This is a genomic window from Sphingomonas sp. Leaf4 (assembly GCF_920939515.1).
Taxonomy (GTDB): domain Bacteria; phylum Pseudomonadota; class Alphaproteobacteria; order Sphingomonadales; family Sphingomonadaceae; genus Sphingomonas.
On the sequence record NZ_CAKLBB010000006.1, the window covers coordinates 1 to 23107 of the forward strand.

Below are 23107 nucleotides of genomic sequence, written 5' to 3' on the forward strand. Positions count from 1 at the left end.
CGCAGGTCCATCGATAACGGCTTGCCCATCTGACCGGCCTCCTGTCGCCGGTGACAGGCTTGAATCAGACTTCAGTCCCCTTGGGAATCCCTCAACGATTCACGCCGTTCGGATTATGCTCTAGCGCCGGATCGGCCACCCGGTAATAGCGCGCCGGCATCCGCCACCGCTTGCTGGTCGCGGCATAGTCGATCTGCGCCTGCGGATTGCCGCGATAGTCGTGGTTGCCGAGCAGCGCATACCACGGCACCTGCAACGCCGGATGGGTATAGACCCCCTCGAACACCGACTGCCACAGCGGGTCGTCGACCGATTCTACCCCGTCGCTGTAGAAATTGTCGCCGATCGCCAGCACGAAATCGCTCCGCGCCGCCGCCGCCGCCCGCCCCATCGCCGCCGCGACATGATGCTGCTCCGGCGTATCGCGCCCCCAGTCGCCCAATACCGCGAAGCTGCACCCCTTGGGTGCCGCCGCCGCCGGAGTCACGGCCAGCCCGGCAGCCCCGACAGCGAACCCGCCGAGCAGGGTACGGCGGTCGATACGGATGGTCATGGGGGAGGGTCCTTTGCAGGGAAGGGGACCAGCCCCAAAGCCACGCCAATATGACGGGACGATTACGATCCCCCCTCCCCTTCAGGGGAGGGGCCGGGGGAGGGGCAGTCCCAAGCACAACCCCAAAGAAAAGAGGCGCCGGGAGCCAACCCCCGACGCCTCCTGTCTCACACGACGTGGCGAAGCCACGTCGTCGGTCCTCGCGTGCGCGAGGCCGGCCGACAGCGCGTATGGCGCTTTGCGCCACCGGCGGTCGGCACGACCGCCTTACGCGCTGTAGTACATGTCGTATTCCACCGGGCTCGGCGTCATTTCCCACCGCGCCACTTCACCGTACTTGATCTCGACATAGGCCTCGATCTGATCCTTCGAGAACACGTCGCCCTTCAGCAGGAAGTCGTGGTCGGCGGTCAGTGCTTCCAGCGCCTCGCGCAGCGACGCGCAGACGGTCGGCACGGCGGCGAGTTCGGCCGGCGGCAGGTCGTACAGGTTCTTGTCCATCGCCTCACCCGGATGGATCTTGTTCTGGATGCCGTCCAGACCTGCCATCATCAGCGCCGCATAGGCGAGATAGGGGTTGGCCATCGCGTCGGGGAAGCGGATTTCCACGCGCTTCGCCTTCGGACCGGTGCCGTACGGGATGCGGCACGACGCCGAACGGTTGCGCGCCGAATAGGCGAGCAGCACCGGCGCTTCATAGCCCGGGACCAGCCGCTTGTAGCTGTTGGTCGACGGGTTGGTGAAGGCGTTCAGCGCCTTGGCATGCTTGATGACACCGCCGATGAAATACAGGCACATGTCCGACAGGCCGGCATAGCCGTCGCCGGCGAACAGCGGGGTCTTGCCGTTCCAGATCGAGAAGTGGGTGTGCATCCCCGAGCCGTTATCTTCCTTGATCGGCTTGGGCATGAACGTCGCGGTCTTGCCATAGGCATGCGCGACCTGATGCACGACATACTTGTAGATCTGCATGCGATCGGCAGTCGTGGTCAGCGTGCCGAAGGTCAGGCCCAGCTCGTGCTGCGCGGCGGCCACCTCATGGTGGTGCTTGTCGCACGGCAGGCCCATTTCGATCATGGTCGACACCATCTCGCCACGGATGTCGACGGCGCTGTCGACCGGGGCGACCGGGAAATAGCCGCCCTTGGCGCGCGGGCGGTGGCCCATGTTGCCGCTCTCATACTCGCGGCCCGAATTGCCCGGCAGTTCGATGTCGTCGATCTTGTAATAGCTCGACGAATAGGTGTTCTCGAACCGCACGTCGTCGAACATGAAGAATTCGGCTTCCGGCCCGACATAGACGGTGTCGCCGATGCCGGTGGTCTTGAGATACGCCTCGGCGCGCTTGGCGGTCGAGCGCGGATCGCGAGCGTACAGCTCACCCGTCACCGGATCGACGATGTCGCAGAACACGACCAGCATCGGCGTTGCCGAGAAGGGGTCGGTATACACTGCTTCCAGATCGGGCATGAGCGTCATGTCCGACTCGTTGATCGCCTTCCAGCCCTCGATCGAGCTGCCGTCGAACATCAGGCCGTCGGTGAACTCGTCCTCGCCCAGCAGCGAGGCGACCATGGTCAGGTGCTGCCACTTGCCCTTGGGATCGGTGAAGCGAAGGTCGACCCACTCGATCTCCTCCTGCTGGATGCGCTTCAGGATGTCGCTGGCGGTAGTAGCCATGAAAACTGCCCTTTCTGAATGAAACCCCCGTTCCGGCGCAATCAATCGCTCCGGAACGCCCCGTTAATCGAAATAATGCTGCGCTGCGTCAGATCGCGTCGTCGTTGCGCTCGCCGGTGCGGATACGCAAGGCCGTCTCGACCGGAATGACGAAAATCTTGCCGTCGCCGATCCGGCCGGTCTGCGCGGCGGCGGCGATCGCCTCGACCACGCGCTCGGCCAGACCGTCCTCGACCACGACTTCCAGCTTCACCTTGGGCAGAAAGTCGACGACATATTCGGCGCCGCGATACAATTCGGTATGGCCCTTCTGCCGGCCGAAACCCTTGGCCTCGGTCACGGTGATGCCGCTCACGCCGACTTCGTGCAGCGCCTCCTTCACCTCATCCAGCTTGAACGGCTTGATGATGGCTTCGATCTTTTTCATGCGCTTTGCCGATCCCCCGGACGTCGGCCCGCAGGGGCCGTTTGCATCCTGTTAATCAAATACCGTGCCAACAGGCGATTCGCCCTGTGGACGACCATCGGGCATCCGCGTGTCGCTGTCGATATTGCCCGCCGAAGGGGCAGCGTGCCCGGTTTTCGGGCAATCTGCTGTTACAGATACGGCGGCTTGGTGAACCCCATCGGGCTGAGCGTGAAGATCTCGCAGCCGTCGTCGGTGATGCCGATCGAATGTTCGAACTGCGCCGACAGCGACCGGTCGCGCGTCACCGCCGTCCACCCGTCGTCGAGCAGCTTCACGTCCGGCCGGCCGATGTTGATCATCGGTTCGATGGTGAAGAACATGCCGGGCTTCAGTTCGGGACCCGTCCCCGGCCGCCCGGCGTGGATCACTTCGGGTGCATCGTGGAACAGCCGGCCGAGGCCATGGCCGCAAAAGTCGCGCACCACGCCATAGCGGTGCGATTCGGCATGGCGCTGGATCGCGTGCGCCACGTCACCCATGCGGTTGCCGGGCTTGGCCTGCTCGATGCCGATCATCAGGCATTCATAGGTCACGTCGACCAGCTTGCGCGCCTTGATCGGCACATTGCCGACCAGATAGGTCCGGCTGCTGTCGCCATGCCATCCGTCGAGCAGCGGCGTGACGTCGATATTGGCGATGTCGCCGTCCTTCAGCGTCCGGTCGGACGGGATGCCGTGACACACGACGTGGTTGATCGAGATGCAGGTCGAATGGGCATAGCCGCGATAGCCGAGCGTGGCGGGCACCGCGCCGCCCTCGCGCATCAGGCGAAAGATGATCGCGTCCAGCTCGGCGGTGGTGACGCCGGGCACGACATGCGGCGTGATCGCGTCGAGGATATGCGCGGCGAGGCGTCCGGCGCGGCGCATCCCTTCGAACCCGGCGGCATCGTGCAGCTTGATCGCGCCGGTCCGCGCCAGCGGCGTGTCGGCAGTGACGGTCTGATAATCGTTCATGTCCAACCTATAGTGCGACACGACGCGCTATGCGAGGGCGCGACCACGCGCTATCCAGCCGATATGACGCACCGTATCTGGACCGCCGCCCTGCTCGTGATCGGTGACGAAATCCTGTCGGGCCGGACGCAGGACAAGAATATCGCGCAACTGGCGAGCTGGCTGAACGTGCAAGGCATCCGCCTCGCCGAAGTGCGCGTCGTCGCCGACCGCGAGGAAGCGATCGTCGAGGCGGTCAACATCCTGCGCGCGCGCAACGACTATCTGTTCACCACCGGCGGCATCGGCCCGACGCACGACGACATCACCGTCGATTCGATCGCGGCGGCGCTCGGCCGGTCGGTCGTGGTGCATCCCCAGGCCCGCGCGATCCTCGAAGCGTATTACGAGACGCGCGGCGGCCTGACCGACGCGCGGCTGCGCATGGCGCGGGTGCCGGAGGGTGCCGACCTGATCGAGAACCGCATGTCGGGCGCGCCCGGCATCCATGTCGAGAATATCTTCATCATGGCCGGGGTGCCGCATATCGCGGCGGCGATGCTCGACAGCCTCACCGGCACGCTGGAGGGCGGGCTGCCCGTCGTCTCCGGCACGATCGGCTGCTGGGTGGGGGAGAGCGAGGTGGCCGACACGCTGCGCGACGTCGAAAAGGCGCATGAGGGCGTGGCGATCGGCAGCTATCCGTTCTTTCGCGAAGGCCGGACCGGCGCGAATTTTGTGGTGCGGGCGACCGATCGGGCGGTGGTCGACCAGTGCCTCGCCGATCTGGCCGAACGGCTGCGCGCCACGGGGCGGGACCCGGTCGAGGGGGGGATATGATCGCACCAACGCCTGTGCGAGCGCGGCCGCTGCGTATCCACGGCACGATCGCGCGCGATCTGGGTATCCGCATCGTCTCGGGCGCGGTGGCCCCGGGCGAGTTGCTCGACGGCGAGGTCGCGGCCAGCGGCAGCCTCAACGTTTCGCGCACCGCCTATCGCGAGGCGCTGCGGATGCTCGCCGCCAAGGGGCTGGTCGAATCGCGCCCCAAGACCGGAACGCGCGTGTCGCCGCGCGACCAGTGGCAATTGCTCGACCCCGATGTGCTGTCGTGGGTGTTCGATACCGAACCCGACGCGCGGCTGATCGGGAGCTTGTTCGAGTTGCGCAAGATCGTCGAGCCTGCCGCCGCGCAGTTCGCGGCGCTTCGCCGTGACAAGAATCACCTGTCGGTCATGCGGCAGGCGCTGGCCGACATGGCCGACCATACGCTGGCGACCGATGCCGGGCGCGACGCCGATCAGCGCTTCCATGCGGCGATGCTCGATGCCTCGGCCAATCCGTTCCTCGTCACGCTGACCAGCGGAGTCGGTGCGGCGGTGGCGTGGACCACGGTGTTCAAGCAACGCAACAGCCCGCTGCGCCGCGATCCGCTGCCCGATCACATCCGCGTGTTCGAGGCGGTCGAGGCGGGCGACGGCGCCGCTGCCCATGCCGCGATGACCGATCTGGTCGACATGGCGTTTCAGGACACGCGCGTCACCCTGCCGGCATGACGGCGCTTGCCGGAACGCCCGGCCGCCGATAAGTCTGATTAATAAACCTTCAGGAGAGAGACGTTGGCAAACGCCCCGACCCGCATCGCGTTGGCCGGCATCGGCAAGATCGCGCGCGACCAGCATATCCCGCACATCGCGGCCAGCCCCGATTTCGAGCTGGTCGCCGCCGTCACCCGGCATGATCCGCCCGAGGGCGTACCGGGATTTACCACCATCGCCGAGATGATGGCGGCGGTGCCGGGCGTTCAGGCGATCTCGATCTGCACCCCGCCGCGCGGCCGGCTGACGCTGATCGAGGAAGCGCTGGCCCACGGCCTCGACGTGATGGTCGAGAAGCCGCCGGCGGCGACGCTGAGCGAGGCGCAGGCGTTCGCCCGCGCGGCCGACGCGGCGGGCAAGGTATTGTTCGCGACATGGCATTCGCGCGAGGCGGCGGCAGTCGAACCCGCCCGGCAATGGCTGGACCAACGCAAGATCACGCGGGTCGCGGTCAACTGGAAGGAGGATGTCCGGGTATGGCATCCGGGACAGGCATGGATCTGGGAACCGGGGATCGGCGTGTTCGATCCGGGAATCAACGCGCTGTCGGTCATCACCCGCATCCTGCCGCGCCCTCTGCTGCTCGACACCGCCGAACTGCGCTTCCCGTCGAACCGCGATGCGCCGATCGCCGCCGATCTCGATTTCACCGATACGGCAGGCGTGCCGGTGCGGGTGGAATTCGACTTCGACCAGACCGGGCCGCAGACATGGGACATCGACGTCGAAACCGATAACGGGTCGCTAAAACTGTCGATGGGTGCGTCGAAAATGGCGGTCGATGGCGTAGGGGTCGATGTCGGTGACGAACCGGAATATGCCCGGCTGTATCGCCGCTTCGCGCAATGTCTGGCCGCGCGCGAAAGTGACGTCGATCTGTCGCCGTTCGTCCATGTCAACGATGCCTTCCTGCTCGGGCGGCGGGTGACGGTGGGCGAGTTCAGCGAATAGGGTGGGTTCGCGCGGAGGCGGCGTGGAGGGGCTGCGGCTTCTCTGCGTCGTGCGCAGATGCCTGCGACGCCATCGCCACGACGATCGCATCCCGTGCCCGCGCCGCTACCGCCTTGCGCCCCATGCCCGCCGGATCGAACGGTTCGAGGAAATGGATCGTCAGCGGTACGTGACCCGGCCGTGCCAGTACCCGCGCCGCGTTCGCCGTGCCCGGTTCGTCACCGACCCATGCGATGTCGCGGCCGGCACCATAATCGAGATAGACCGGCTGTACCCGCAGGCCCGGCGGGGGCGGATCGATCGCGCCGAGCAGCGCCGCCTTGAACGGCAGCAGCGTCGTGCCGTCGCCGGTCGTTCCTTCGGGAAACACCGTGACCGGATGGTCCGCCGCCAATGCCTGGCGCAGCGTATCGATCTGCCGCGCGACGCCCAGCCGGTCGCCACGATCGACGAACAGCGTGTGGTTGAGCGTGCAGAGCCAGCCGACCAGCGGCGCGTCGCGCAACTCCCCCTTGGCGACGAAGGCGCTGCCGCTCGCCCCGGCAATGGCGAGGATGTCGAGCCAGCTCTGGTGATTGGCGAGGTACAGCACGTCGCGCGGCACCGGCGTGCCGACCACCCGCACGCGCGCGCCGACGATCCGGGCGATCCGCCCGAGAAAGCGCGGCGGCCATGGCGACCGGCGCCGGACCAGCCGCCAGCCGCCGTGCAGTACCAGATAGCCGAGCAGCGCCGCGAGCATCCCGCCCGCGCGCCGCAGCAATCGAAGGCGCGCGGAGAGAAGCAAGCGCCTCAACCCTTGCGGTCGAGGCTGACGCCGTAGAGTTCCATGCGGTGATCGACCAGCCGGAAGCCCAGCCGTTCGGCGATCTGCTTTTGCAGCAATTCCAGTTCGGGGTCGACGAATTCGATCACCCGCCCGCTTTCGACATCGATCAGGTGATCGTGATGCGCCTCGGGCGCGGGTTCGTAGCGCGCGCGGCCATCGCCGAAGTCGTGGCGGTCGAGGATGCCGGCCTCTTCGAACAGCCGCACGGTGCGATACACCGTGGCGATCGAGATGCCCGGATCGATCGCCGACGAGCGTTCATAGACTTTTTCGACGTCGGGATGGTCTTCGGCTTCGGACAGGACGCGAGCGATCACCCGACGCTGTTCGGTGATGCGCAGCCCCTTTTGATGACAAAGCGCTTCGAGATCGATCTTGCGGGCCATGCGTTCCTGTGACTTCCCTGACGAATGGCCCCCTTCTAACGCGCCGGTCGCGTCAGCGGAAGCCCCGCATCAGCGCGTGCGGCGCTGCGTTCCCAAGCCGATCTTCTTGGCGAGGTCGCGGCGCTGCTCGGCATAGTTGGGCGCGACCATCGGATAATCGGCGGGCAGGTTCCACTTTGCGCGATACTGGTCGGGGGTCAGGTCGTAATGCGTCATCAGATGCCGCTTGAGCATCTTGAGCTTCCGCCCATCCTCCAGACAGACGATATAATCGGGCCTGATCGAGTTGCGCACCGGCACCGCCGGATCGGCACGGACCGGCGTTTCCTCAGGCGTGGTGCCAAGGCCGTGCAGCGCGTGATGGACGCTGCGGATCAATTGCGGGATGTCCGCGACCTCGACATTGTTGTTGCTGACATGGGCCGCGACGATGTCGGCGGTGAGGGCGATGAGCGTGTCGTCCCGCTCCGCTTGGAGTTCCATGGTCTTCCTTACCGTTACGCTGCGGCAAAACTGGCGCCGTGCGCACGCTATCGACGCGGATGCCGGGCCGCGCAATAATATTCGCTACTTTTTTGGAAGTTTCACGACGCAATCGGGCAGACATAGGTATGCGCGTCGAACCGCTCGCCTTGCGTCCCGGCATAATAGCCGCGCCGCTCGCCCCGTTTCACGAAACCGGCCCGCAGATACAGGCGGGTGGCGGGATTGTTCGCGCGCATTTCGAGGCAGATCTGCACCGCGCCACGGCGCGCCGCGCCGGCGACCGCTTCGCCCAGCAGCGTCGCGCCGATTCCGTGACCGCGCTGCTCCGGCAGCACGGCGATCAGCAGCAATTCGGCATCGCCCGCGATCGCCCGGCTGAGCGCGAAGCCGACGACGTCGTCGTCGAGACAGGCGAGCGTCAGCCAGACACCGGGCAGCGACATCATGCCAAGGCACTGGGCCGGGGTCCATGCCTCGCCATAGCGCGGGTCGAAGGCGCTGCGCATGACCCGGTCGACCGCTCCGATCATCGCCGGCGTGCCCACGATCAGCGTGACCGGGTCGCGCGTGTCGCTCACGCGGCCACGCTCGGCACCGCGTCGGGCGCGCGACCATAGAGCGGGGCGGGGGGCAGGGTGCGCAGCGCGTCGGGCAACAGGCCGACGTCGCCGGCATCGGGCAGGCGATCGTCATGGCCAAGCGTCGGATCCGCCAGCCGCAGCCGGGCGACGCCTTGCCCGACCACCCGCCGTCCGGCGAGCCATGCGACCGCGTCGGCGGGCTTGCGCGAGGCGATCGGCCCCAGCGGTGTCAGGTCGGCGTCGAACGCTTGCTGAAACACCTCGCCATGCCCGCCGTCGAGCACCGCCACGATCGCGTCGCCCGGTCGCCCGGCCAGCGCGGCGGCAGCCACGATCGCGAGCGACGAATAGCCCTGTACCGGCACGCCCCAGCCGATGCCCAGTCCGCGCGCCGCCGCGAGGCCGACGCGGACCCCGGTAAAGCTGCCCGGCCCGCAATCGACGAGGATGCGGTCGGCACGGCCGCCACCGGGCAGCGCGCCGATCATCGGCACCAGCCGTTCGGCATGACCGCGCCCGACCACCGCATGGTCGCACGCGATCACCCGGTCGCCTTCCAGCAGGGCGACCGAGCAGGCGGCGGTCGCGGTTTCGATCACCAGGGTGCGCACCGGCGAAGCGTCAGGCGATCCGGTTGAACTTGGCGAAGTCCGGCCGTGGCGAGCGCGGATGCAGCGTGTCCGTATCGCCATAGCCCAGCGTGGCGATGAAGTTGGCCGTCACCGACGGCGTCTCGGCGAAGAACGCCTTGTCGACCGCGCCGGCATCGAACCCCGACATCGGCCCGGTATCCAGCCCGAGCGCCCGCGCGGCGAGGATCAGATAGGCCCCCTGCAGCGACGAATTGCGAAAGGCGGAGGCGGCGCGCAGTTCGGCGTTGCCGTCGAACCACGACTTCGCATCGGTATGCGGGAACAGTTCGGGCAGATATTGATGGAACTCACGGTCCATGCCGATGATCGCCGTGACCGGCGCGGCGCGCACCTTGTCCGGGTTGGCGCCGGTGCAGCATGCCGCCAGCCGGTCCCTCGATTCCTGCGACACGCACCAGACGATCCGCGCCGGCAACTGGTTGGCGCTGGTCGGGCCCCATTTCATCAGATCCCAGATGTCGTGGAGCACGGTTTCGTCGACCGGCCGGTCGGTATAGTGGTTGAAGGTGCGGGCACCGCGGAACAGCGTATCGAGCGCCTGATCGTCGAGCTTGGCCATCAGACTGCACGAACCTCCGTTACTTCGGGAACATAATATTTGAGCAACTGCTCGATCCCGTTCTTCAGCGTCGCGCTGGACGAGGGGCAGCCGGCACAGGCACCCTGCAATTGCAGATACACCTTGCCCTGATCGAACCCGCGATAGACGATGTCGCCGCCGTCGTTGGCAACGGCGGGGCGGACCCGCGTCTCGATCAGTTCCTTGATCTGTTCGACGATGTCGGCATCGGCCGGATCGTCACCGAAGGTCGCGTCGTCGGCCGGTACGGAAAAGCCCGCCGCCGGGGCGGCATGGAACAACGGCATCCGACCGCCGAAATGGTCGAGCATCAACGCCAGCACATCGGGCTTGAGATCGGCCCATTCGCTGCCCGGCGCCTTCGTCACCGACACGAAATCGCGCCCGAAGAACACGCCCACCACATCGCCGAGCGAAAATAGCTGCGTCGCGAGCGGCGACGCCTCGGCCTCCTCGGGCGAGGCGAAGTCGCGGGTGCCGCTGTCCATCACCGCCTGTCCCGGCAGGAACTTCAGGGTGGCAGGGTTGGGCGTCGGTTCGGTTTCGATCAACATGGCCGCCATTTGGCGCGCGCGTCCGACCGGATCAAGGGCCGCCCGCCGGAAACGCAACGTTCGCGAAAGCGGCCAAGCCGTTGCAACGGCGTAACGGACTGTCTAGGCCCGGTGGCGATGCTTGTAAGGAACGAACGCGCGATGATCGACAGGCACCTGGCAAAATTGCGCGCCCGCGACACGATCTCGGCGGAGGAAGAGGCGGTGATCCGCCAGTCGTTCGGTGAGGTGCGGGTCGTTCCGGCGGGCACCACCTGTATCCGCGCGGGCGAACGGTTGACGTTCAGCACGCTGCTGCTCGACGGCTTCATGTGCCGTTACAAGGACTTGCCGGGAGGCGAACGGCAGATCACCGAAGTGCATACCGCGGGCGATTTCCTCGACCTGCACAGTTTTTCGCTCAAGCAGCTCGACCATAATATCATGGCGCTGACCGCCAGCCGCGTGGTGCTGATGCCGCACACCGCATTGACGGCGATCACCGAACATCACCCGCATCTGGCGCGGGTCTACTGGTTCCTGACCGCGCTGGACGCCGCGATCCACCGCGAATGGGTGTTGTCGCTCGGGCGGCGCACCGCGATCGAGCGGATCGCGCATCTGGTGTGCGAACTGCGCGTGCGGCTGGGGCTGGTCGATCAGGCCGACGACAGCGGGTTCGACCTGCCGCTCACGCAGACCGACTTGTCGGACTGCACCGGGCTGACGCCGGTCCATGTCAACCGGACGCTGCGCGACCTGCGCGAACGGGGATTGATGGAGTTCCGTAGCAAGCGGGTGACGATCCACGACATGGCCGGGCTGATCGCGCTGGCCGAGTTCGACGACAATTACCTCTATCTCCGCCGCGAGGCGCGATAAAGCTTAGCGGGGGCTGAACCGGAGCGGCGATCCGGCTTTATCTTTCAGGGTGTTCGTCGATACTGGTGGCGGCGTTGCATCGGCGCTACACCCCGGTCCATGGCATCCATCGTTCGTTTGGCCATGGGCGCGTGTTCCGCCCTGGCCCTGATCGCCGCGCCGCTTGTCGCGCAGACCGCTCCCCCGGCATCGTCGCCCGTTCCTGCCCGGCAGCTTCCGCCGCTCGAACCGGTGGCGCAGGGGCCGGACACGCCCTGGCTGTTCAAGGGCAGCGACATTCCGCCCGACCGGTCGTGGACCTATGGCGTGCTGTCCAACGGCCTGAAATATGCCGTGCGCAAGAATGGCGTGCCGCCGGGGCAGATCGCGATCCGCGTCGCGATCGGCACCGGATCGCTGATGGAAACCGACAATGAGCGCGGCTTCGCTCATCTGATCGAGCATCTCTCGTTCCGGGGATCGGTGCATGTTCCCGACGGCGAATCGAAGCGGGTGTGGCAGCGCCTCGGCGTCACCTTCGGGTCGGACAGCAATGCGTCGACCAGCTTTACCCAGACGGTCTACAAGCTCGACCTGCCCGCCGCGACGCCCGCCGGGCTCGACGAGAGCATGAAGATCCTGTCGGGCATGATGACCGAGCCGACGCTGAGCCAGGCGGCGCTCGACGCCGAACGGCCGGTGGTGCTGTCCGAACAGCGCGAGCAGCCAGGACCCCAGGTGCGGATGGGCGATGCTACCCGCGCGCTGTTCTTCGCCGGGCAGCCGCTCGCCGACCGATCGCCGATCGGCAACGTCGAGACGTTGCAGGCCGCGACCGCCGCCAGCGTGAAGGCGTTCCACGACCGCTGGTATCGTCCCGACCGGGCGATCATCGTGATCGCGGGCGATGCCGATCCGGCGATCCTCGAAGCGGCGGTGAAGAAGCATTTCGCCGGCTGGACCGGCACCAGCCCGGCCCCGGCCGACCCGAAGTTCGGCGCACCGGTCGCCGGCAAACCGGTCGCCGCCGTCACCGCCGAGCCGGCGGTGCCGCCGCTCGTCCAGATGGCGGTGCTGCGGCCGTGGACCGTGGGCGACGATACCATCGTGTTCAATCAGGATCGGATGATCGACCAGATCGGCCTGCGCATCCTGAACCGCCGGCTGGAGAGCCGGGCGCGGGCGGGGGCGAGTTATATCTCGGCCGGCGCGAACCTCGACGATGTGTCGCGGTCGGCGAATATCACGCAGGTGTCGATCCTGCCGGTCGGCGACGACTGGGCGGCGGCGCTGCGCGACGTGCGCCAGACGATTGCCGACGCGATGCGCACCGCGCCGACCCAAGCGGAGATCGACCGCGAAGTGGGCGAAATCCGCGCCGGCATGGAAAACGAGGTCCGCACCGCACCGGTGACGGCGGGCGCGCTGCTCGCCGACAATCTGATCGCAGCGACCGACATCCGCGAGACGGTGGCCGGCCCGGAAACCTCGCTGCGCATCTTCGAAGGCGCAGTGACCAAGCGGTTCTTCACGCCCGCGCGCGTGCTGGCAGCGACGAAGAAGGTGTTCGCCGGCACCGCCACCCGCGCGCTGGTCAACACCCGCACCCCGGACCCGACCGCGCAGGCAAAGCTGACGACCGCGCTGTCGGCGAAGCTGACCGCCAGCGCCGCCAGCCGCACGCGACAGGCGGCGATCGGCTTCGACCGGCTGCCCGCACTTGGCAAGCCCGGCACGATCACCCAGCGCAGCATGGCGCTGGCCGATCCGCCGGTCGAACGGGTCGACTTCGCCAACGGATCGTCGCTGCTGCTGTTTCCCAACGAATCGGAGACAGGCAAGGTCTATGTCCGGGTCCGCTTCGGCCGGGGGCTGAACGCGCTGCCCGCCGATCGCACGACGCCCGCCTTCGCCGCCGATCTGGCGCTGGTGAGTTCGGGCATCCAGACGCCCAAGGGCGTGCTCGGGCAGGAGGAGCTCGACCGGATGACCGGTGGGCGGCAGATCGGGCTGTCGTTCGGGATCGACGAGGACGCCTTTACCCTGTCGGGCGTCACCACCGCCGCCGACCTGACCGACCAGCTCCGGCTGATCGCGGCCAAGCTGCAATCGCCGGCATGGGACCCCAAGCCGGTCGCGCGCGCGCGGGCGGTGATGCTGGCGGGCTATGACGGGCTGGGTTCGTCGCCCGACGGGGTGATGGCGCGCGACCTCGACGGGTTGCTCCACGCCGGCGATCCGCGCTGGGGCTCGCCCGACCGCAAGGCGATCGAGGCGCTGAATGCCGCGTCGTTCAAGGCGCTGTGGGCGCCGCTGCTCGCCTCCGGCCCGATCGAGGTGCAGGTGTTCGGCGACGTGACGCAGGCCGCCGCCGTCGATGCGGTCGCGGCGACGATTGGGGCGATGGCCCCGCGCAGCGCCGCCGCCACCCCACCGCCGCCGGTCCGTTTCCCGGCGCACGTTGCGCAGCCGGTGACGCGCACGCACAGCGGCCAGCCCAATCAGGCGGCGGCAGCGATCGCGTGGCCGACCGGCGGCGGCAGTGCCGGCCTGACCGAAAGCCGCAAGCTAGAGGTGCTGGCGGCGGTGTTCCGCGACCGGCTGCTCGACCGGCTGCGCAGCCAGGCCGGGGTCAGCTATTCGCCGAACGTCGACAATGGCTGGCCGGTCGGCTTGGCCGGCGGCGGACGGATCATGGCGATCGGCATGGTCCCGCCCGACCGCACCGACTATTTCTTCACACTGGTGCACGAGATCGCGGCCGATCTGGTCAAGACCCCGGTGCCGGCCGACGAACTGGACCGGGCCAAGCTGCCGGTCGTGCAGTTGATCGCGCGGATGTCGAGCGGCAACATGTTCTGGATGAACCAGACGGCGGGCGGCACGCGCGACCCGGTGCGGCTGACGGCGATCCCCGGTCTGGCGGGCGATATACGGGGGACGACCCCGGCGGAGTTGCAGGCGCTGGCCGCGAAATATCTGGTGCCCGGCAAGGACTGGTCGATGGTCGTCGTGCCGGAGAAGAAGTGAGGGGATCCGTTCGAAAGCACCCGGAGACGCACGCTATCCTGAAGGGAACGTTACCCCGGACTTGTTCCGGGGTCCACGGCTCGGCGATCGGTATGCCCTCAATCTCGATTGACCGCGTTGGCGGCCAGGTGGACCCCGGAACAAGTCCGGGGTGACGATGCGCGCCTGAATGTCGATCCGCTCTGGCACCGCTTGAGGCCACGGCCTTCGCCGGGGCGACGTTTCCGTGCAGATGATCGAACGCCGGCGCTGCGAACAGCGGTTCAGGCGGTCGCCGCCACCCGCTTCGGCGTGGCGGTGGCGACGGCTACGGCCCATACCGCGAAGCCGCCCAAGGCCAGTCCGGCCCCGACCAGACCGGTCGAGGTCCAGCCATAGCCGGCGGCGATTGCCAGACCGCCGGCCCACGGGCCGATGGCGTTGGCGGTGTTGAACGCTGAGTGGTTGAGCGAGGCGGCAAGGCTCTGCCCGTCGTGGGCGATGTCCATCAGCCGCGTCTGGAGCACGGTGCCGAGCGCGCCGCCGATGCCGATCAGGAACACGATCGCCAGCATCGACCAGAGCTGTCCTGCCGCCAGCGGATAGAGTGCGAGCGTTGCCGCGCTCCACAGCAACAGGCCGCCGGCGGTCGGCATCAGCGCGCGATCGGCGAAGCGGGGCACGACGATGTTGCCGATCGTCATGCCGATGCCGAACACCGCCAGCACGGCCGGGACCATCGCCGGTCCGCTGCCCGTCACCTCGATCAGCGTCGAGGCGAGATAGGTATAGACCGCGAACATGCCGCCAAAGCCGATCGCGCCGATGCCGAGCGTGAGCCACAGTTGCGACGAGCGCAGCACGCGCAACTGGCCAAGCGGGCTGGCGGTCGGATCGCCCGCGTCGCGCGGGGCGGCCCATGCGATCATCGCCATCGTCGCGGCGGCGAGCACCGCCACCACGCCGAACCCCCAACGCCAGCCGAGCCATTGCCCCAGCGCATTGGCGAACGGCACGCCGACGATCGTCGCGGTCGTCAGGCCGAGCATCACCCGCCCGATCGCCTGCGTCCGCTTTTCGGGCGGCACCAGCGACGCCGCGACTAGCGCGGCGATCCCGAAATAGGCACCGTGCGGCAGCCCGCTGAAGAACCGCGCCACCAGCATCGCGTCATAGGTGGGGGCCAGCGCGCTGGCCGCATTGGCGATGCCGAAGCAGGCCATCAGCGCGATCAGCAGCGTCCGCCGCGCCATGCGCGCACCCAGCACCGCGAGCAGCGGCGCACCGACGACGACACCCAGCGCATAGGCGCTGATGACATGGCCGGCGGTGGGCTCGTCGATGCCGAGACCGGGCGCGAAGAAGGGCACGAGGCTCATCGTCGCGAATTCGGTCGTCCCGATCGCGAACCCGCCGAGCGCGAGCGCGAGGTGGACGAGGGCGGGGGATCGTTGGGCGGACATGCGACAGACTCCGTTTGCTGCATCGCAGCATTTCGAGCTGGCCATATGGTATCAACCTTGGCGGGATCAACCATTCGTAGCATGCGGGCGGATAGTGACGCCCCGTCATCGAACCGTCGCGGGACTGCCCCGCATCCGTCATCCAACCCGCTTAGCGGCGCGCCCTGATAATCGTGAAAAGATCGGGGAAAGCATGTCCATTTCATTCTGGTTCGCCAGCGTCGCGCCACTGGCGCTGATCGCGCAGCAGGCCGCCGCCCGCGACGTGCCGATGGCCGCGCCCGACGTGCCGACGACCGAACCGATCGCGGCGGACGGCGAGGGGGACGAGATCGTCGTGCTGGGCTTTGGCCAGACGCGACAGGTGCAGACGATCACCGCCGCCGATCTGGAACGGCTGACCCCCGGCACGTCGCCGCTCAAGGCCGCCGCCAAGCTGCCCGGTGTCAATTTCCAGTCGAGCGATGCGTTCGGCGCCTATGAATGGTCGACGCGGATCAGCCTGCGCGGGTTCAACCAGAACCAGTTGGGCTTCACGCTCGACGGCGTGCCGCTGGGCGACATGAGCTATGGCAACGTCAACGGCCTGCATGTCAGCCGCGCGGTGATCTCCGAAAATCTCGCGTCGACCACAGTGGCGCAGGGGGCGGGTGCGCTCGGCACCGCGTCGACCAGCAATCTGGGCGGCACGCTGGCGTTCGTCAGCCGTGCGCCGTCGGACGAGGCCGATCTGGTGGCATCGGGCACCTATGGCAGCAACGACACCATCCGTGCCTTTGCGCGGATCGACAGCGGCGATCTGGGCGGCGGGCTGAAGGGCTATCTGTCCTACGGCTATCTGACGACCGACAAGTGGAAGGGCTTCGGCACGCAGCGCCAGCATCAGGCGAACGCCAAGCTGGTGAAGGAGATCGACACGCGCGGCAGCATCACCGCTTTCGTCAACTTCTCCGACCGGCGCGAGAATGATTACCAGGACCTGAGCTACGACATCATCGCCCGGCGCGGTCTGCGTGCCGACAATATCAGCAACGACTATCCGCTCGCGGTGCAGATCGGCAAGGTCTACCAGAATCAGGTGGCGCGCAGCGGCTATGCCGCCGCCAACAACGGATCGACCATCGGCTTCGTCGCGCCGTGGACCGGAGCGGGGTTCACCTTTCCGGCCGGGTTCGGCACGGTCGACGATGCCTATTACGACGCGGCCGGGCTGCGGCGCGACTGGCTGGGCGGGTTCACCGTCGATGCGAAGCTGACGAACGCGTTGTCGCTCACCTCGACTAGCTATTATCACCATAACAAGGGGCAGGGGTCGTGGATCACCCCCTATTCGCCAACCCCGGCCGGCGCGCTGGGTCCCGATGGCGTGGCGCTGGCGGCATCGGCGACCTCGACCACCGGGCTCGCCTCGCCGCTCGGCTTTCGCACCACCGAATATGGCATCGACCGGGCGGGCAACCTGACCCGTATTGCGCTCACGACCGGGCCGAACCGGCTGGAGGTCGGCGGCTGGGTGGAGAGCAATACGTTCCAGCAGGCGCGGCGCTTCTATGGCATGAACGACGGCGCGACCGCGATCCGCAGCGCGCGTGACTTCCAGAGCAATGCGTATCGCACGCAATGGGACGGGAAGTACGATACCGCGACGCTGCAATATCATGTTGCCGACACGCTCGACCTCGGCGACCTGACGCTGAGCGGCGGGTGGAAGGGGATGCGCGTGCAGAACCGCGCCAACCTGCGCGTCGGCACGCTGGTCGCCGGTCGAATCGAGGCGCGCGACTGGTTCCTGCCGCAAGCCGCCGCGCTCTATCGCCTCGGCGGCGGGGCGGAAGTGTTCGCGAGCTATACCGAGAATATGCGCGCGTTCGTCTCCTCGGCGACGACGGGTCCGTTCGCGACGACGCAGAACGGGTTCGACGCGATCCGCTCGACGTTGAAGCCGGAACGCTCGACGACGATTGAGGGTGGCGTGCGGCTGCGATCGGGCGGGTTGCAGCTTTCGGCGGTCGGCTATCATGTCGATTTCGCCGACCGGCTGCTCGGCTTCGCCAATGGCGCGGGGATCATCGGCAACCCGCCGACGCTGAACAACGCCGGCAGCGTGCGCAGCTATGGCGCCGAACTGGCGGCGAGCTACCGCGTGATGCCGCCGCTGACGCTGTTCGCCAGTTATTCGTACAACAAGGCGACCTATCGCGACGACGTGCGCAATGCCGCCAGCGTGGTGTTGCAGCCGATCGCGGGCAAGACCGTGGTCGACACGCCCGAGCATATGGCCAAGGGCGAAATCGCCTATGACGACGACCGTTTCTTCGCGCGCGTCGGCGGCGACTATATGTCGAAGCGGTTCTTCACCTATCTGAACGACCGGTCGGTCGGTGCGCGGGTGCTGGTGGATGCCAGCATCGGCTATCGGCTGAGCGGGGTCGGTGGCGTGCTGGAGGGGATCGCGATCGAGGGCAGCGTGACCAACCTGACCGACAAGGCCTATGTCGCGACGGTCGGCAGCAACGGCTATACCGCGAGCGGCGACAACCAGACGCTGCTGGCGGGCGCGCCGCGCCAGTGGTTCGTGACGCTGCGTCGCGGGTTCTGATGCGGGGCGGGGGCGGCGTGGTGCCGTCCCCGGCCTAGCCGACGAATGGCGCGACCGGCAGGTGTCGCGCCATTCGTGCTTTCAGCAATGCGACCAGCTCTGGCTGCATGAAGTCATAATCATCGGGAATTTCGAGGCAGACGATCCGCTTGCCGTTCAGGCTGCGCCGGAAATGGCGCTGCACCTTGTTGCGATGCGCGCGTTCCATCACGAAGATCGTGTCGGCCCAGTCGACCAGCTCGTCGGTCAGCGGGTTCTCCGCATCGTGGTTGGTTCCGGCGGACGAAACCTCGATTCCCTCGACATCGGCAAAAATCTGTTCGGCAGTGGGGCTGCGCAGCCTGTTCTGGCTGCACACGAACAGGAAGTTCCTCATCCGCGATACAGCGCGTCGAGCCGTTCACCATAGACGTCCTTCAGCACATGCCGGCGGATCTTCAGGCTGGGCGTCAGTTGCTGGTTCTCGATCGCGAAGGGTTCGTCGGCGATGATGAAGCGGCGGATGCGTTCCGTCACCGACAGGTCCTTGTTGACCCGCTCGACCGCCGCGCCCAGCGCCGCACGATAGTCGCTGTCCTCGCGCAGCCGGGCGAAGTCGCAGCGTGCGCCGCCCTTCGCGCAGAAGCGCTGGGTCCATTCGGCGTCGGGCACGATCACCGCGACCATATAGGGCCGCCGGTCGCCGACGATCATCGCCTGTGCGATCTCGTCCTGTAACGTCAGCATCCCCTCGACCTTTTGCGGGGCGACATTGTCGCCCTTGTCGTTGACGATGATGTCCTTCTTGCGATCGGTGATGCGGATGCGGCCCTTCGCATCGATCTCGCCGATGTCGCCGGTGTGGAGCCAGCCGTCTTTCAGCACCCGCGCGGTTTCGGCGTCGTTGCGCCAGTAGCCGTGCATCACCAGTTCGCCGCGCACGAGGATTTCGCCGTCTTCGGCGATGCGCACTTCGGTTTCGGCGAGCGGCGGGCCGACGGTATCCATCCTGAGGCCGGCTCGCGGACGGTTGCACGAGATGACCGGCGCCGCCTCGGTCTGGCCATAGCCTTGCAGGAAAGTCAGGCCGAGCGACTGGAAGAACAGGCCGACTTCGGGGGTGAGCGGCGCGCCGCCCGATACCATCGCCTTCAGCCGCCCGCCGAACCGCTTGGCGATCTTGGGTTTCAGTAGCGTATCGACCAGTAGCTTGGCGGGATAGTCGGTCAGCGCCGGGCCGTTCTCGCGCCCGCCGATCGCGACCGCCCGGTCGAGCAGCCAGCCCGACAGCTTGCCCTGTTTCTGTACGCCCTTGGCGATGCGGGTGCGCAGCACTTCGAACAGGCGGGGGACGACGACCATGATCGTCGGGCGGACCTCCTCGATATTGCTCGCCAGCTTGTCGAGGCCTTCGCTGTAATAGATCTGCCCGCCCAGCCCGATCGGGAAATGTTGCCCGCCGGTATGTTCATAGGCGTGGCTGAGCGGCAGGAACGACAGGAAGACCTCGTCGCCCCAGCCGAAATCTTCCGAGATGACGGTGCAGCAGCCGTTGACGTTGTGCAGGATCGCGCCGTGGTGCTGCATCACGCCGCGTGGGCTCCCGCCGGTGCCCGAGGTGTAGATGATGCACGCCAGGTCGCCGCGCGCGAAATCGGCGCGGGCGGCGATCGTCGCCGGATCGGCGGGATGATCGGCGATCAGCGTGTGCCAGTCGTGGAATTCGAGGCTGCCGTGCTGCGCGTTGCGCATCGGTTCGATCATGATGATCTTTTCCGACGATTGCGAGGCGTTGAGCGCTGCCGGAAGCACGGTGCGCGCCAGTTTCTCGGTCGACACGATGATCGCGCAGGCGCCCGAATTCTCGATGATATGCGCATGGTCGCGCACGGTGTTGGTGACATAGGTCGGCACCGTCACGCAGCCTGCCGCCATGATTGCCAGATCGCTGATGCACCATTCGGGGCGGTTTTCGCTGACCAGCATCACCCGGTCGCCCCGGTTCAGCCCGATCGCCTGCAACGCATTGGCCAGCGCGGCGACCTGCCGCGCGGCATCGGCCCAACTGATGCTGTGCCACGTGCCCTGCCGCTTGGACCACAGGAACGGGGCGTCGCCGCGCTCGGCGGCGCGTGCGAAGAACATCGCGACCAGATTGGGGAAATGTTCCAGTTGCCGGGCCATCATATGTCCTTCTCCTGACCGCTGGTTTAGGCAGCGCTCGGGCACACGGCAATGTTCCTGTGGCGGTGGCGGGCCGGCTTGGCTAAGCCCTTGCTCCATGAGGATCATCGCCACCGCGCTCACCGCCGCCCTCGCGTTCTCGCTTGGCGGTTGTTTCGGAATAGGACGGCCGCGCACCGCCGCCGTCGATGCCCCCGTCGCCCGGCCCGCCACCGCCGCTCCCGCCGCCGCGCAGCAAAAGTTCGTCGTCGCCGCCAACCGGCAGGCGGCGGAAGCGGGGATGGCGGTGTTGCGCAAGGGCGGCAGCGCCATCGACGCGGCGATCGCGGTGCAGGCGATGCTGTCGCTGGTCGAACCGCAAAGCTCAGGGATCGGCGGCGGCGCGTTCCTGACCTATTTCAACGCCAAGACCGGCAAGGTCGAAATCTTCGACGGGCGCGAAACCGCCCCGGCGGGCGCCGCGCCGACGATGTTCCTTGGGAGCGATGGACAGCCGATGCCGTTCGCGCAAGCCGTGGTGAGCGGCCGCGCGACCGGGGTTCCGGGCGTGGTGCGGATGCTGGCGACCGCGCATGGCGAGCATGGGGCGCTGCGCTGGCGCGACCTGTTCGACGATGCCGAGCGCGCGGCGGGCAAGGGCTTCCTCGTCTCGCCGCGCCTTGGCCGGTTCCTTGCCGGCAAGTCGCCGCAGCTCGCGACCGACGACGTGAAGCGCTATTTCGGGACGAAGGGCGGCGGCTTCGTCACTGCCGGCACGCGGATCAAGAACCCGCGCTATGCCGACTTCCTCGAACGGCTCGCCAAACGGGGGCCGGACGCGCTCTATACCGGCAAGACGGCGGAGGCGATCGTCGCGGCGACGACGGGCGGCAGCCTGCCGGGCAGGATGACGCTGGCCGATCTGGCCGGGTATCGCGCGGTCAAGCGCGCGCCGCTGTGCGGCAACTGGCGGGTCTATATCGTCTGCACCCCGCCGCCGCCGTCGTCGGGGGTCGGCCTGCTCGAACTGCTCGCGATCCTCGGGCGGACCGACATCGACACGCGGGGGCCGAACGATCCGCAGGCATGGTATCTCTTCGCTGAGGCGAGCCGGCTGATGTATGCCGATCGCGACCGGTATGTCGGCGATCCGGCATTCGTCACCGTGCCGATCGCCGGGCTGCTGAGCCCCAGCTATATCGCCGATCGCGCGAAGCTGATCGGCCCGGTCGCCGGACCTGCCCCGGCGGCGGGCATGCCGGCGGGCACGGTGACGGCGGGGATCGATTCGACGCTGGAGCCGACCGGCACCTCGCACTTCATCGTCGGCGATGCGGCGGGCAATGTCGTATCGATGACCACCACGGTCGAAAGCTTCTTCGGCAGCGGGCGGATGGTCGACGGCTTCTTTCTCAACAACCAGATGACCGACTTCGCCTTTGCCCCGCGCGATGCGCAGGGGCGGGCGGCGGCCAATGCGGTGGCGCCGGGCAAGCGGCCGCGATCGTCGATGACGCCGCTGGTGATGATCGACCGCGGCGGCAAGTTCGCCGGCGCGCTGGGATCGGCGGGGGGCAATGCGATCCTCGCCTATGTCGGCAAGTCGCTGGTCGGCGCGGTCGAATGGAAGCTGCCGATGCAGCAGGCGCTGGCGTTGCCGAACCTCGTCGCCAAGGGGGACGGCTTTCAGGGCGAGGTAACGAAGTTCCCGCCCGCCGTGCTGTCGGCGCTGGCAGCGCGCGGCGTGCGGGTGCAGCCGGGGCAGGGCGAGGATTCGGGGTTGCACGGCGTGATCGTGCGCGATGGGCGGATCGACGGTGGCTATGATCCGCGGCGTGAGGGTGTTGTGCTGGTGGAGTAGCTTTCCCCACCGTCGTCATTCCCGCGAAGGCGGGAATCCATTGACGCTGACGGTTACGATTGATCGCGAACGTTGGTGCATATGGATCCCCGCCTGCGCGGGGATGACGGTGGTAGCGGGGGAGCATTTGAACCCCCGACCCCAGGATTATGATTCCCGTGCTCTGCGTCTACGACAAGATTTACCGCCCTGTCCCCAGCAACAGCGCGGTCAGCACCGGATCGCCGGTCCGGCGCGGGTCTGCGCGGATGGCGGCTTCTTCCCGTCCGATCGCGCGGAAGATCGCGGCGCCCGCCTGATCCGCCGCGCTGCGGGCGATGGCGGTATAGTCGATCCCGGTCTGCGCGGTGACGATCGCCGAGAGGATTTCGGTCGCGTCGGAGCGCAGGCCGTTCGAGAATTCGGGGAACATCGCCTCGACCACCGCGCCGCGCGTTTCGCGCGCCAGCAGGTCGGTGGCGGCGGTCGGCCCGCCGCGCAGCACCGCCAGCGCATCACCCAGCGTCAGCCCGCGAATGGCGTCGAGCACCACCGGCGTCGCCCGGTCGGCGGCATCGACCGCCACGTCGTTCAGCGCCAGCGCGATCCGCGAGCGCACCGCGTTGGTCCGCAGCACGGCGGCCAGCACGTTGTTCTGCCCGCCGGTGTCGGGCAGCGTCAGCCGGGTCAGTTGATCGTCGTAGAATCCGCCGGGCCGGATCAACCGCGAAAAGGCGCGCTCGCTCGACAGGGTCAGGAGGCGGCGCACGCCTTCGTCGATGCCATAGCTGCCCAGCGGCGTGGCGCAGCCGCCGAGCATCGCGACCGGCAGCAGCAGCGCGGCACCACCCAGGATATGCCGACGCGAAACGGGGGACTGGAGCATGCGGTCTCCTTCAGGGACAATCCAATGCGCTGCCAACGCAGCCACGCGCGTTCCGGTGCCGTCCCTGCCGTGA

The 23107-nt window shown here is 67.4% G+C and carries 22 protein-coding genes; 7 read left to right on the top strand and 15 right to left on the bottom strand.

Annotated features, from left to right (window positions below):
- Positions 1 to 91: 91 nt before the first annotated feature.
- The 4 genes from LRA89_RS09805 to map all read right to left on the bottom strand — a co-directional run bounded on the left by LRA89_RS09805 (position 92) and on the right by map (position 3658).
- On the bottom strand, positions 92 to 553 hold the full coding sequence (locus tag LRA89_RS09805) for a metallophosphoesterase (protein WP_230770022.1): 462 nt from the start codon (positions 551 to 553) through the stop codon (positions 92 to 94).
- Positions 554 to 820: 267 nt separating this feature from the next.
- Positions 821 to 2233: a type I glutamate--ammonia ligase gene (glnA, locus tag LRA89_RS09810; RefSeq protein ID WP_055759622.1), complete on the bottom strand. Its 1413-nt coding sequence runs from the start codon at positions 2231 to 2233 to the stop codon at positions 821 to 823.
- A gap of 88 nt (positions 2234 to 2321) precedes the next feature.
- Positions 2322 to 2660: a P-II family nitrogen regulator gene (locus LRA89_RS09815; protein ID WP_055759592.1), complete on the bottom strand. Its 339-nt coding sequence runs from the start codon at positions 2658 to 2660 to the stop codon at positions 2322 to 2324.
- 170 nt (positions 2661 to 2830) lie between these two features.
- Positions 2831 to 3658, bottom strand: a complete 828-nt coding sequence (map, locus tag LRA89_RS09820) for a type I methionyl aminopeptidase (protein WP_056497863.1) — start codon at positions 3656 to 3658, stop codon at positions 2831 to 2833.
- 63 nt (positions 3659 to 3721) lie between these two features.
- Here map and LRA89_RS09825 point away from each other — a divergent pair, with 63 nt between their 5' ends.
- From LRA89_RS09825 to LRA89_RS09835, 3 genes are all read left to right on the top strand, one after another.
- Positions 3722 to 4477 (top strand): competence/damage-inducible protein A, encoded by a 756-nt coding sequence (locus LRA89_RS09825; protein WP_230770023.1) that lies wholly within the window; start codon positions 3722 to 3724, stop codon positions 4475 to 4477.
- Positions 4474 to 5193, top strand: a complete 720-nt coding sequence (locus LRA89_RS09830) for a FadR/GntR family transcriptional regulator (protein ID WP_055759630.1) — start codon at positions 4474 to 4476, stop codon at positions 5191 to 5193. The genes LRA89_RS09825 and LRA89_RS09830 overlap by 4 nt, the downstream gene beginning before the upstream one ends.
- A gap of 63 nt (positions 5194 to 5256) precedes the next feature.
- Entirely contained in the window at positions 5257 to 6186 is a 930-nt protein-coding gene (locus LRA89_RS09835; RefSeq protein WP_230770024.1) for a Gfo/Idh/MocA family protein, read from the top strand.
- Here LRA89_RS09835 and LRA89_RS09840 read toward each other — a convergent pair.
- The 7 genes from LRA89_RS09840 to LRA89_RS09870 form a co-directional block, all read right to left on the bottom strand.
- Entirely contained in the window at positions 6176 to 6973 is a 798-nt protein-coding gene (locus LRA89_RS09840; RefSeq protein WP_230770025.1) for a lysophospholipid acyltransferase family protein, read from the bottom strand. The two genes, LRA89_RS09835 and LRA89_RS09840, sit on opposite strands and share 11 nt — an antisense overlap.
- Before the next feature lie 5 nt (positions 6974 to 6978).
- Complete coding sequence (locus tag LRA89_RS09845) at positions 6979 to 7401, bottom strand: Fur family transcriptional regulator (RefSeq protein ID WP_055759636.1); 423 nt, start codon at positions 7399 to 7401, stop codon at positions 6979 to 6981.
- A gap of 69 nt (positions 7402 to 7470) precedes the next feature.
- Positions 7471 to 7884 (bottom strand): MucR family transcriptional regulator, encoded by a 414-nt coding sequence (locus tag LRA89_RS09850; RefSeq protein ID WP_055759639.1) that lies wholly within the window; start codon positions 7882 to 7884, stop codon positions 7471 to 7473.
- A gap of 101 nt (positions 7885 to 7985) precedes the next feature.
- Complete coding sequence (locus LRA89_RS09855) at positions 7986 to 8465, bottom strand: GNAT family N-acetyltransferase (protein ID WP_230770026.1); 480 nt, start codon at positions 8463 to 8465, stop codon at positions 7986 to 7988.
- Complete coding sequence (tsaB, locus tag LRA89_RS09860) at positions 8462 to 9079, bottom strand: tRNA (adenosine(37)-N6)-threonylcarbamoyltransferase complex dimerization subunit type 1 TsaB (RefSeq protein WP_230770027.1); 618 nt, start codon at positions 9077 to 9079, stop codon at positions 8462 to 8464. Before tsaB ends, LRA89_RS09855 begins: the two co-directional genes overlap by 4 nt.
- A gap of 10 nt (positions 9080 to 9089) precedes the next feature.
- Positions 9090 to 9680, bottom strand: a complete 591-nt coding sequence (locus LRA89_RS09865) for a malonic semialdehyde reductase (RefSeq protein WP_443024957.1) — start codon at positions 9678 to 9680, stop codon at positions 9090 to 9092.
- On the bottom strand, positions 9680 to 10255 hold the full coding sequence (locus tag LRA89_RS09870; RefSeq protein WP_230770247.1) for a NifU family protein: 576 nt from the start codon (positions 10253 to 10255) through the stop codon (positions 9680 to 9682). Before LRA89_RS09870 ends, LRA89_RS09865 begins: the two co-directional genes overlap by 1 nt.
- Before the next feature lie 141 nt (positions 10256 to 10396).
- Between LRA89_RS09870 and LRA89_RS09875 the strand changes: the two genes are divergently transcribed.
- Both LRA89_RS09875 and LRA89_RS09880 read left to right on the top strand, forming a co-directional pair.
- Positions 10397 to 11116, top strand: a complete 720-nt coding sequence (locus tag LRA89_RS09875) for a Crp/Fnr family transcriptional regulator (protein WP_055759650.1) — start codon at positions 10397 to 10399, stop codon at positions 11114 to 11116.
- Positions 11117 to 11239: 123 nt separating this feature from the next.
- On the top strand, positions 11240 to 14125 hold the full coding sequence (locus LRA89_RS09880; RefSeq protein WP_230770028.1) for a M16 family metallopeptidase: 2886 nt from the start codon (positions 11240 to 11242) through the stop codon (positions 14123 to 14125).
- A 263-nt stretch (positions 14126 to 14388) separates the two neighbouring features.
- Here the strand turns inward: LRA89_RS09880 and LRA89_RS09885 are convergent, their stop codons facing one another.
- Positions 14389 to 15567, bottom strand: coding sequence for an MFS transporter (locus LRA89_RS09885; protein WP_230770029.1), 1179 nt, complete (start codon positions 15565 to 15567; stop codon positions 14389 to 14391).
- Positions 15568 to 15760: 193 nt separating this feature from the next.
- Here LRA89_RS09885 and LRA89_RS09890 point away from each other — a divergent pair, with 193 nt between their 5' ends.
- The gene (locus tag LRA89_RS09890) at positions 15761 to 18166 is read left to right on the top strand and encodes a TonB-dependent receptor (RefSeq protein WP_443024958.1); all 2406 of its coding nucleotides are present in this window, start codon (positions 15761 to 15763) and stop codon (positions 18164 to 18166) included.
- 34 nt (positions 18167 to 18200) lie between these two features.
- On the opposite strand, the gene LRA89_RS09895 is transcribed toward LRA89_RS09890, so the two are convergent.
- Together LRA89_RS09895 and LRA89_RS09900 are read right to left on the bottom strand one after the other, a co-directional pair.
- Positions 18201 to 18542, bottom strand: a complete 342-nt coding sequence (locus tag LRA89_RS09895; RefSeq protein WP_230770030.1) for a low molecular weight protein tyrosine phosphatase family protein — start codon at positions 18540 to 18542, stop codon at positions 18201 to 18203.
- A complete protein-coding gene (locus tag LRA89_RS09900) occupies positions 18539 to 20329 on the bottom strand; it encodes an AMP-dependent synthetase/ligase (RefSeq protein ID WP_230770031.1) in 1791 nt (596 codons plus the stop codon). The genes LRA89_RS09895 and LRA89_RS09900 overlap by 4 nt, the downstream gene beginning before the upstream one ends.
- 97 nt (positions 20330 to 20426) lie before the next feature.
- Between LRA89_RS09900 and ggt the strand changes: the two genes are divergently transcribed.
- On the top strand, positions 20427 to 22169 hold the full coding sequence (ggt, locus tag LRA89_RS09905; RefSeq protein WP_230770032.1) for a gamma-glutamyltransferase: 1743 nt from the start codon (positions 20427 to 20429) through the stop codon (positions 22167 to 22169).
- Between the two features lie 181 nt (positions 22170 to 22350).
- Here the strand turns inward: ggt and LRA89_RS09910 are convergent, their stop codons facing one another.
- Complete coding sequence (locus LRA89_RS09910; protein ID WP_230770033.1) at positions 22351 to 23034, bottom strand: DUF4197 domain-containing protein; 684 nt, start codon at positions 23032 to 23034, stop codon at positions 22351 to 22353.
- Positions 23035 to 23107: the final 73 nt, after the last annotated feature.

Excerpts from the sequence above, each read along its gene's own strand:
- LRA89_RS09805 (WP_230770022.1), bottom strand. The coding sequence starts at position 553 with ATGACCATCCGTATCGACCGCCGTACCCTGCTCGGCGGGTTCGCTGTC.
- glnA (WP_055759622.1), bottom strand. The coding sequence starts at position 2,233 with ATGGCTACTACCGCCAGCGACATCCTGAAGCGCATCCAGCAGGAGGAG.
- LRA89_RS09815 (WP_055759592.1), bottom strand. The coding sequence starts at position 2,660 with ATGAAAAAGATCGAAGCCATCATCAAGCCGTTCAAGCTGGATGAGGTG.
- map (WP_056497863.1), bottom strand. The coding sequence starts at position 3,658 with ATGAACGATTATCAGACCGTCACTGCCGACACGCCGCTGGCGCGGACC.
- LRA89_RS09825 (WP_230770023.1), top strand. The coding sequence starts at position 3,722 with ATGACGCACCGTATCTGGACCGCCGCCCTGCTCGTGATCGGTGACGAA.
- LRA89_RS09830 (WP_055759630.1), top strand. The coding sequence starts at position 4,474 with ATGATCGCACCAACGCCTGTGCGAGCGCGGCCGCTGCGTATCCACGGC.
- LRA89_RS09845 (WP_055759636.1), bottom strand. The coding sequence starts at position 7,401 with ATGGCCCGCAAGATCGATCTCGAAGCGCTTTGTCATCAAAAGGGGCTG.
- LRA89_RS09850 (WP_055759639.1), bottom strand. The coding sequence starts at position 7,884 with ATGGAACTCCAAGCGGAGCGGGACGACACGCTCATCGCCCTCACCGCC.
- LRA89_RS09865 (WP_443024957.1), bottom strand. The coding sequence starts at position 9,680 with ATGGCCAAGCTCGACGATCAGGCGCTCGATACGCTGTTCCGCGGTGCC.
- LRA89_RS09870 (WP_230770247.1), bottom strand. The coding sequence starts at position 10,255 with ATGTTGATCGAAACCGAACCGACGCCCAACCCTGCCACCCTGAAGTTC.
- LRA89_RS09875 (WP_055759650.1), top strand. The coding sequence starts at position 10,397 with ATGATCGACAGGCACCTGGCAAAATTGCGCGCCCGCGACACGATCTCG.
- LRA89_RS09880 (WP_230770028.1), top strand. The coding sequence starts at position 11,240 with ATGGGCGCGTGTTCCGCCCTGGCCCTGATCGCCGCGCCGCTTGTCGCG.
- LRA89_RS09885 (WP_230770029.1), bottom strand. The coding sequence starts at position 15,567 with ATGTCCGCCCAACGATCCCCCGCCCTCGTCCACCTCGCGCTCGCGCTC.
- LRA89_RS09890 (WP_443024958.1), top strand. The coding sequence starts at position 15,761 with ATGTCCATTTCATTCTGGTTCGCCAGCGTCGCGCCACTGGCGCTGATC.
- LRA89_RS09895 (WP_230770030.1), bottom strand. The coding sequence starts at position 18,542 with ATGAGGAACTTCCTGTTCGTGTGCAGCCAGAACAGGCTGCGCAGCCCC.
- LRA89_RS09900 (WP_230770031.1), bottom strand. The coding sequence starts at position 20,329 with ATGGCCCGGCAACTGGAACATTTCCCCAATCTGGTCGCGATGTTCTTC.
- ggt (WP_230770032.1), top strand. The coding sequence starts at position 20,427 with ATGAGGATCATCGCCACCGCGCTCACCGCCGCCCTCGCGTTCTCGCTT.
- LRA89_RS09910 (WP_230770033.1), bottom strand. The coding sequence starts at position 23,034 with ATGCTCCAGTCCCCCGTTTCGCGTCGGCATATCCTGGGTGGTGCCGCG.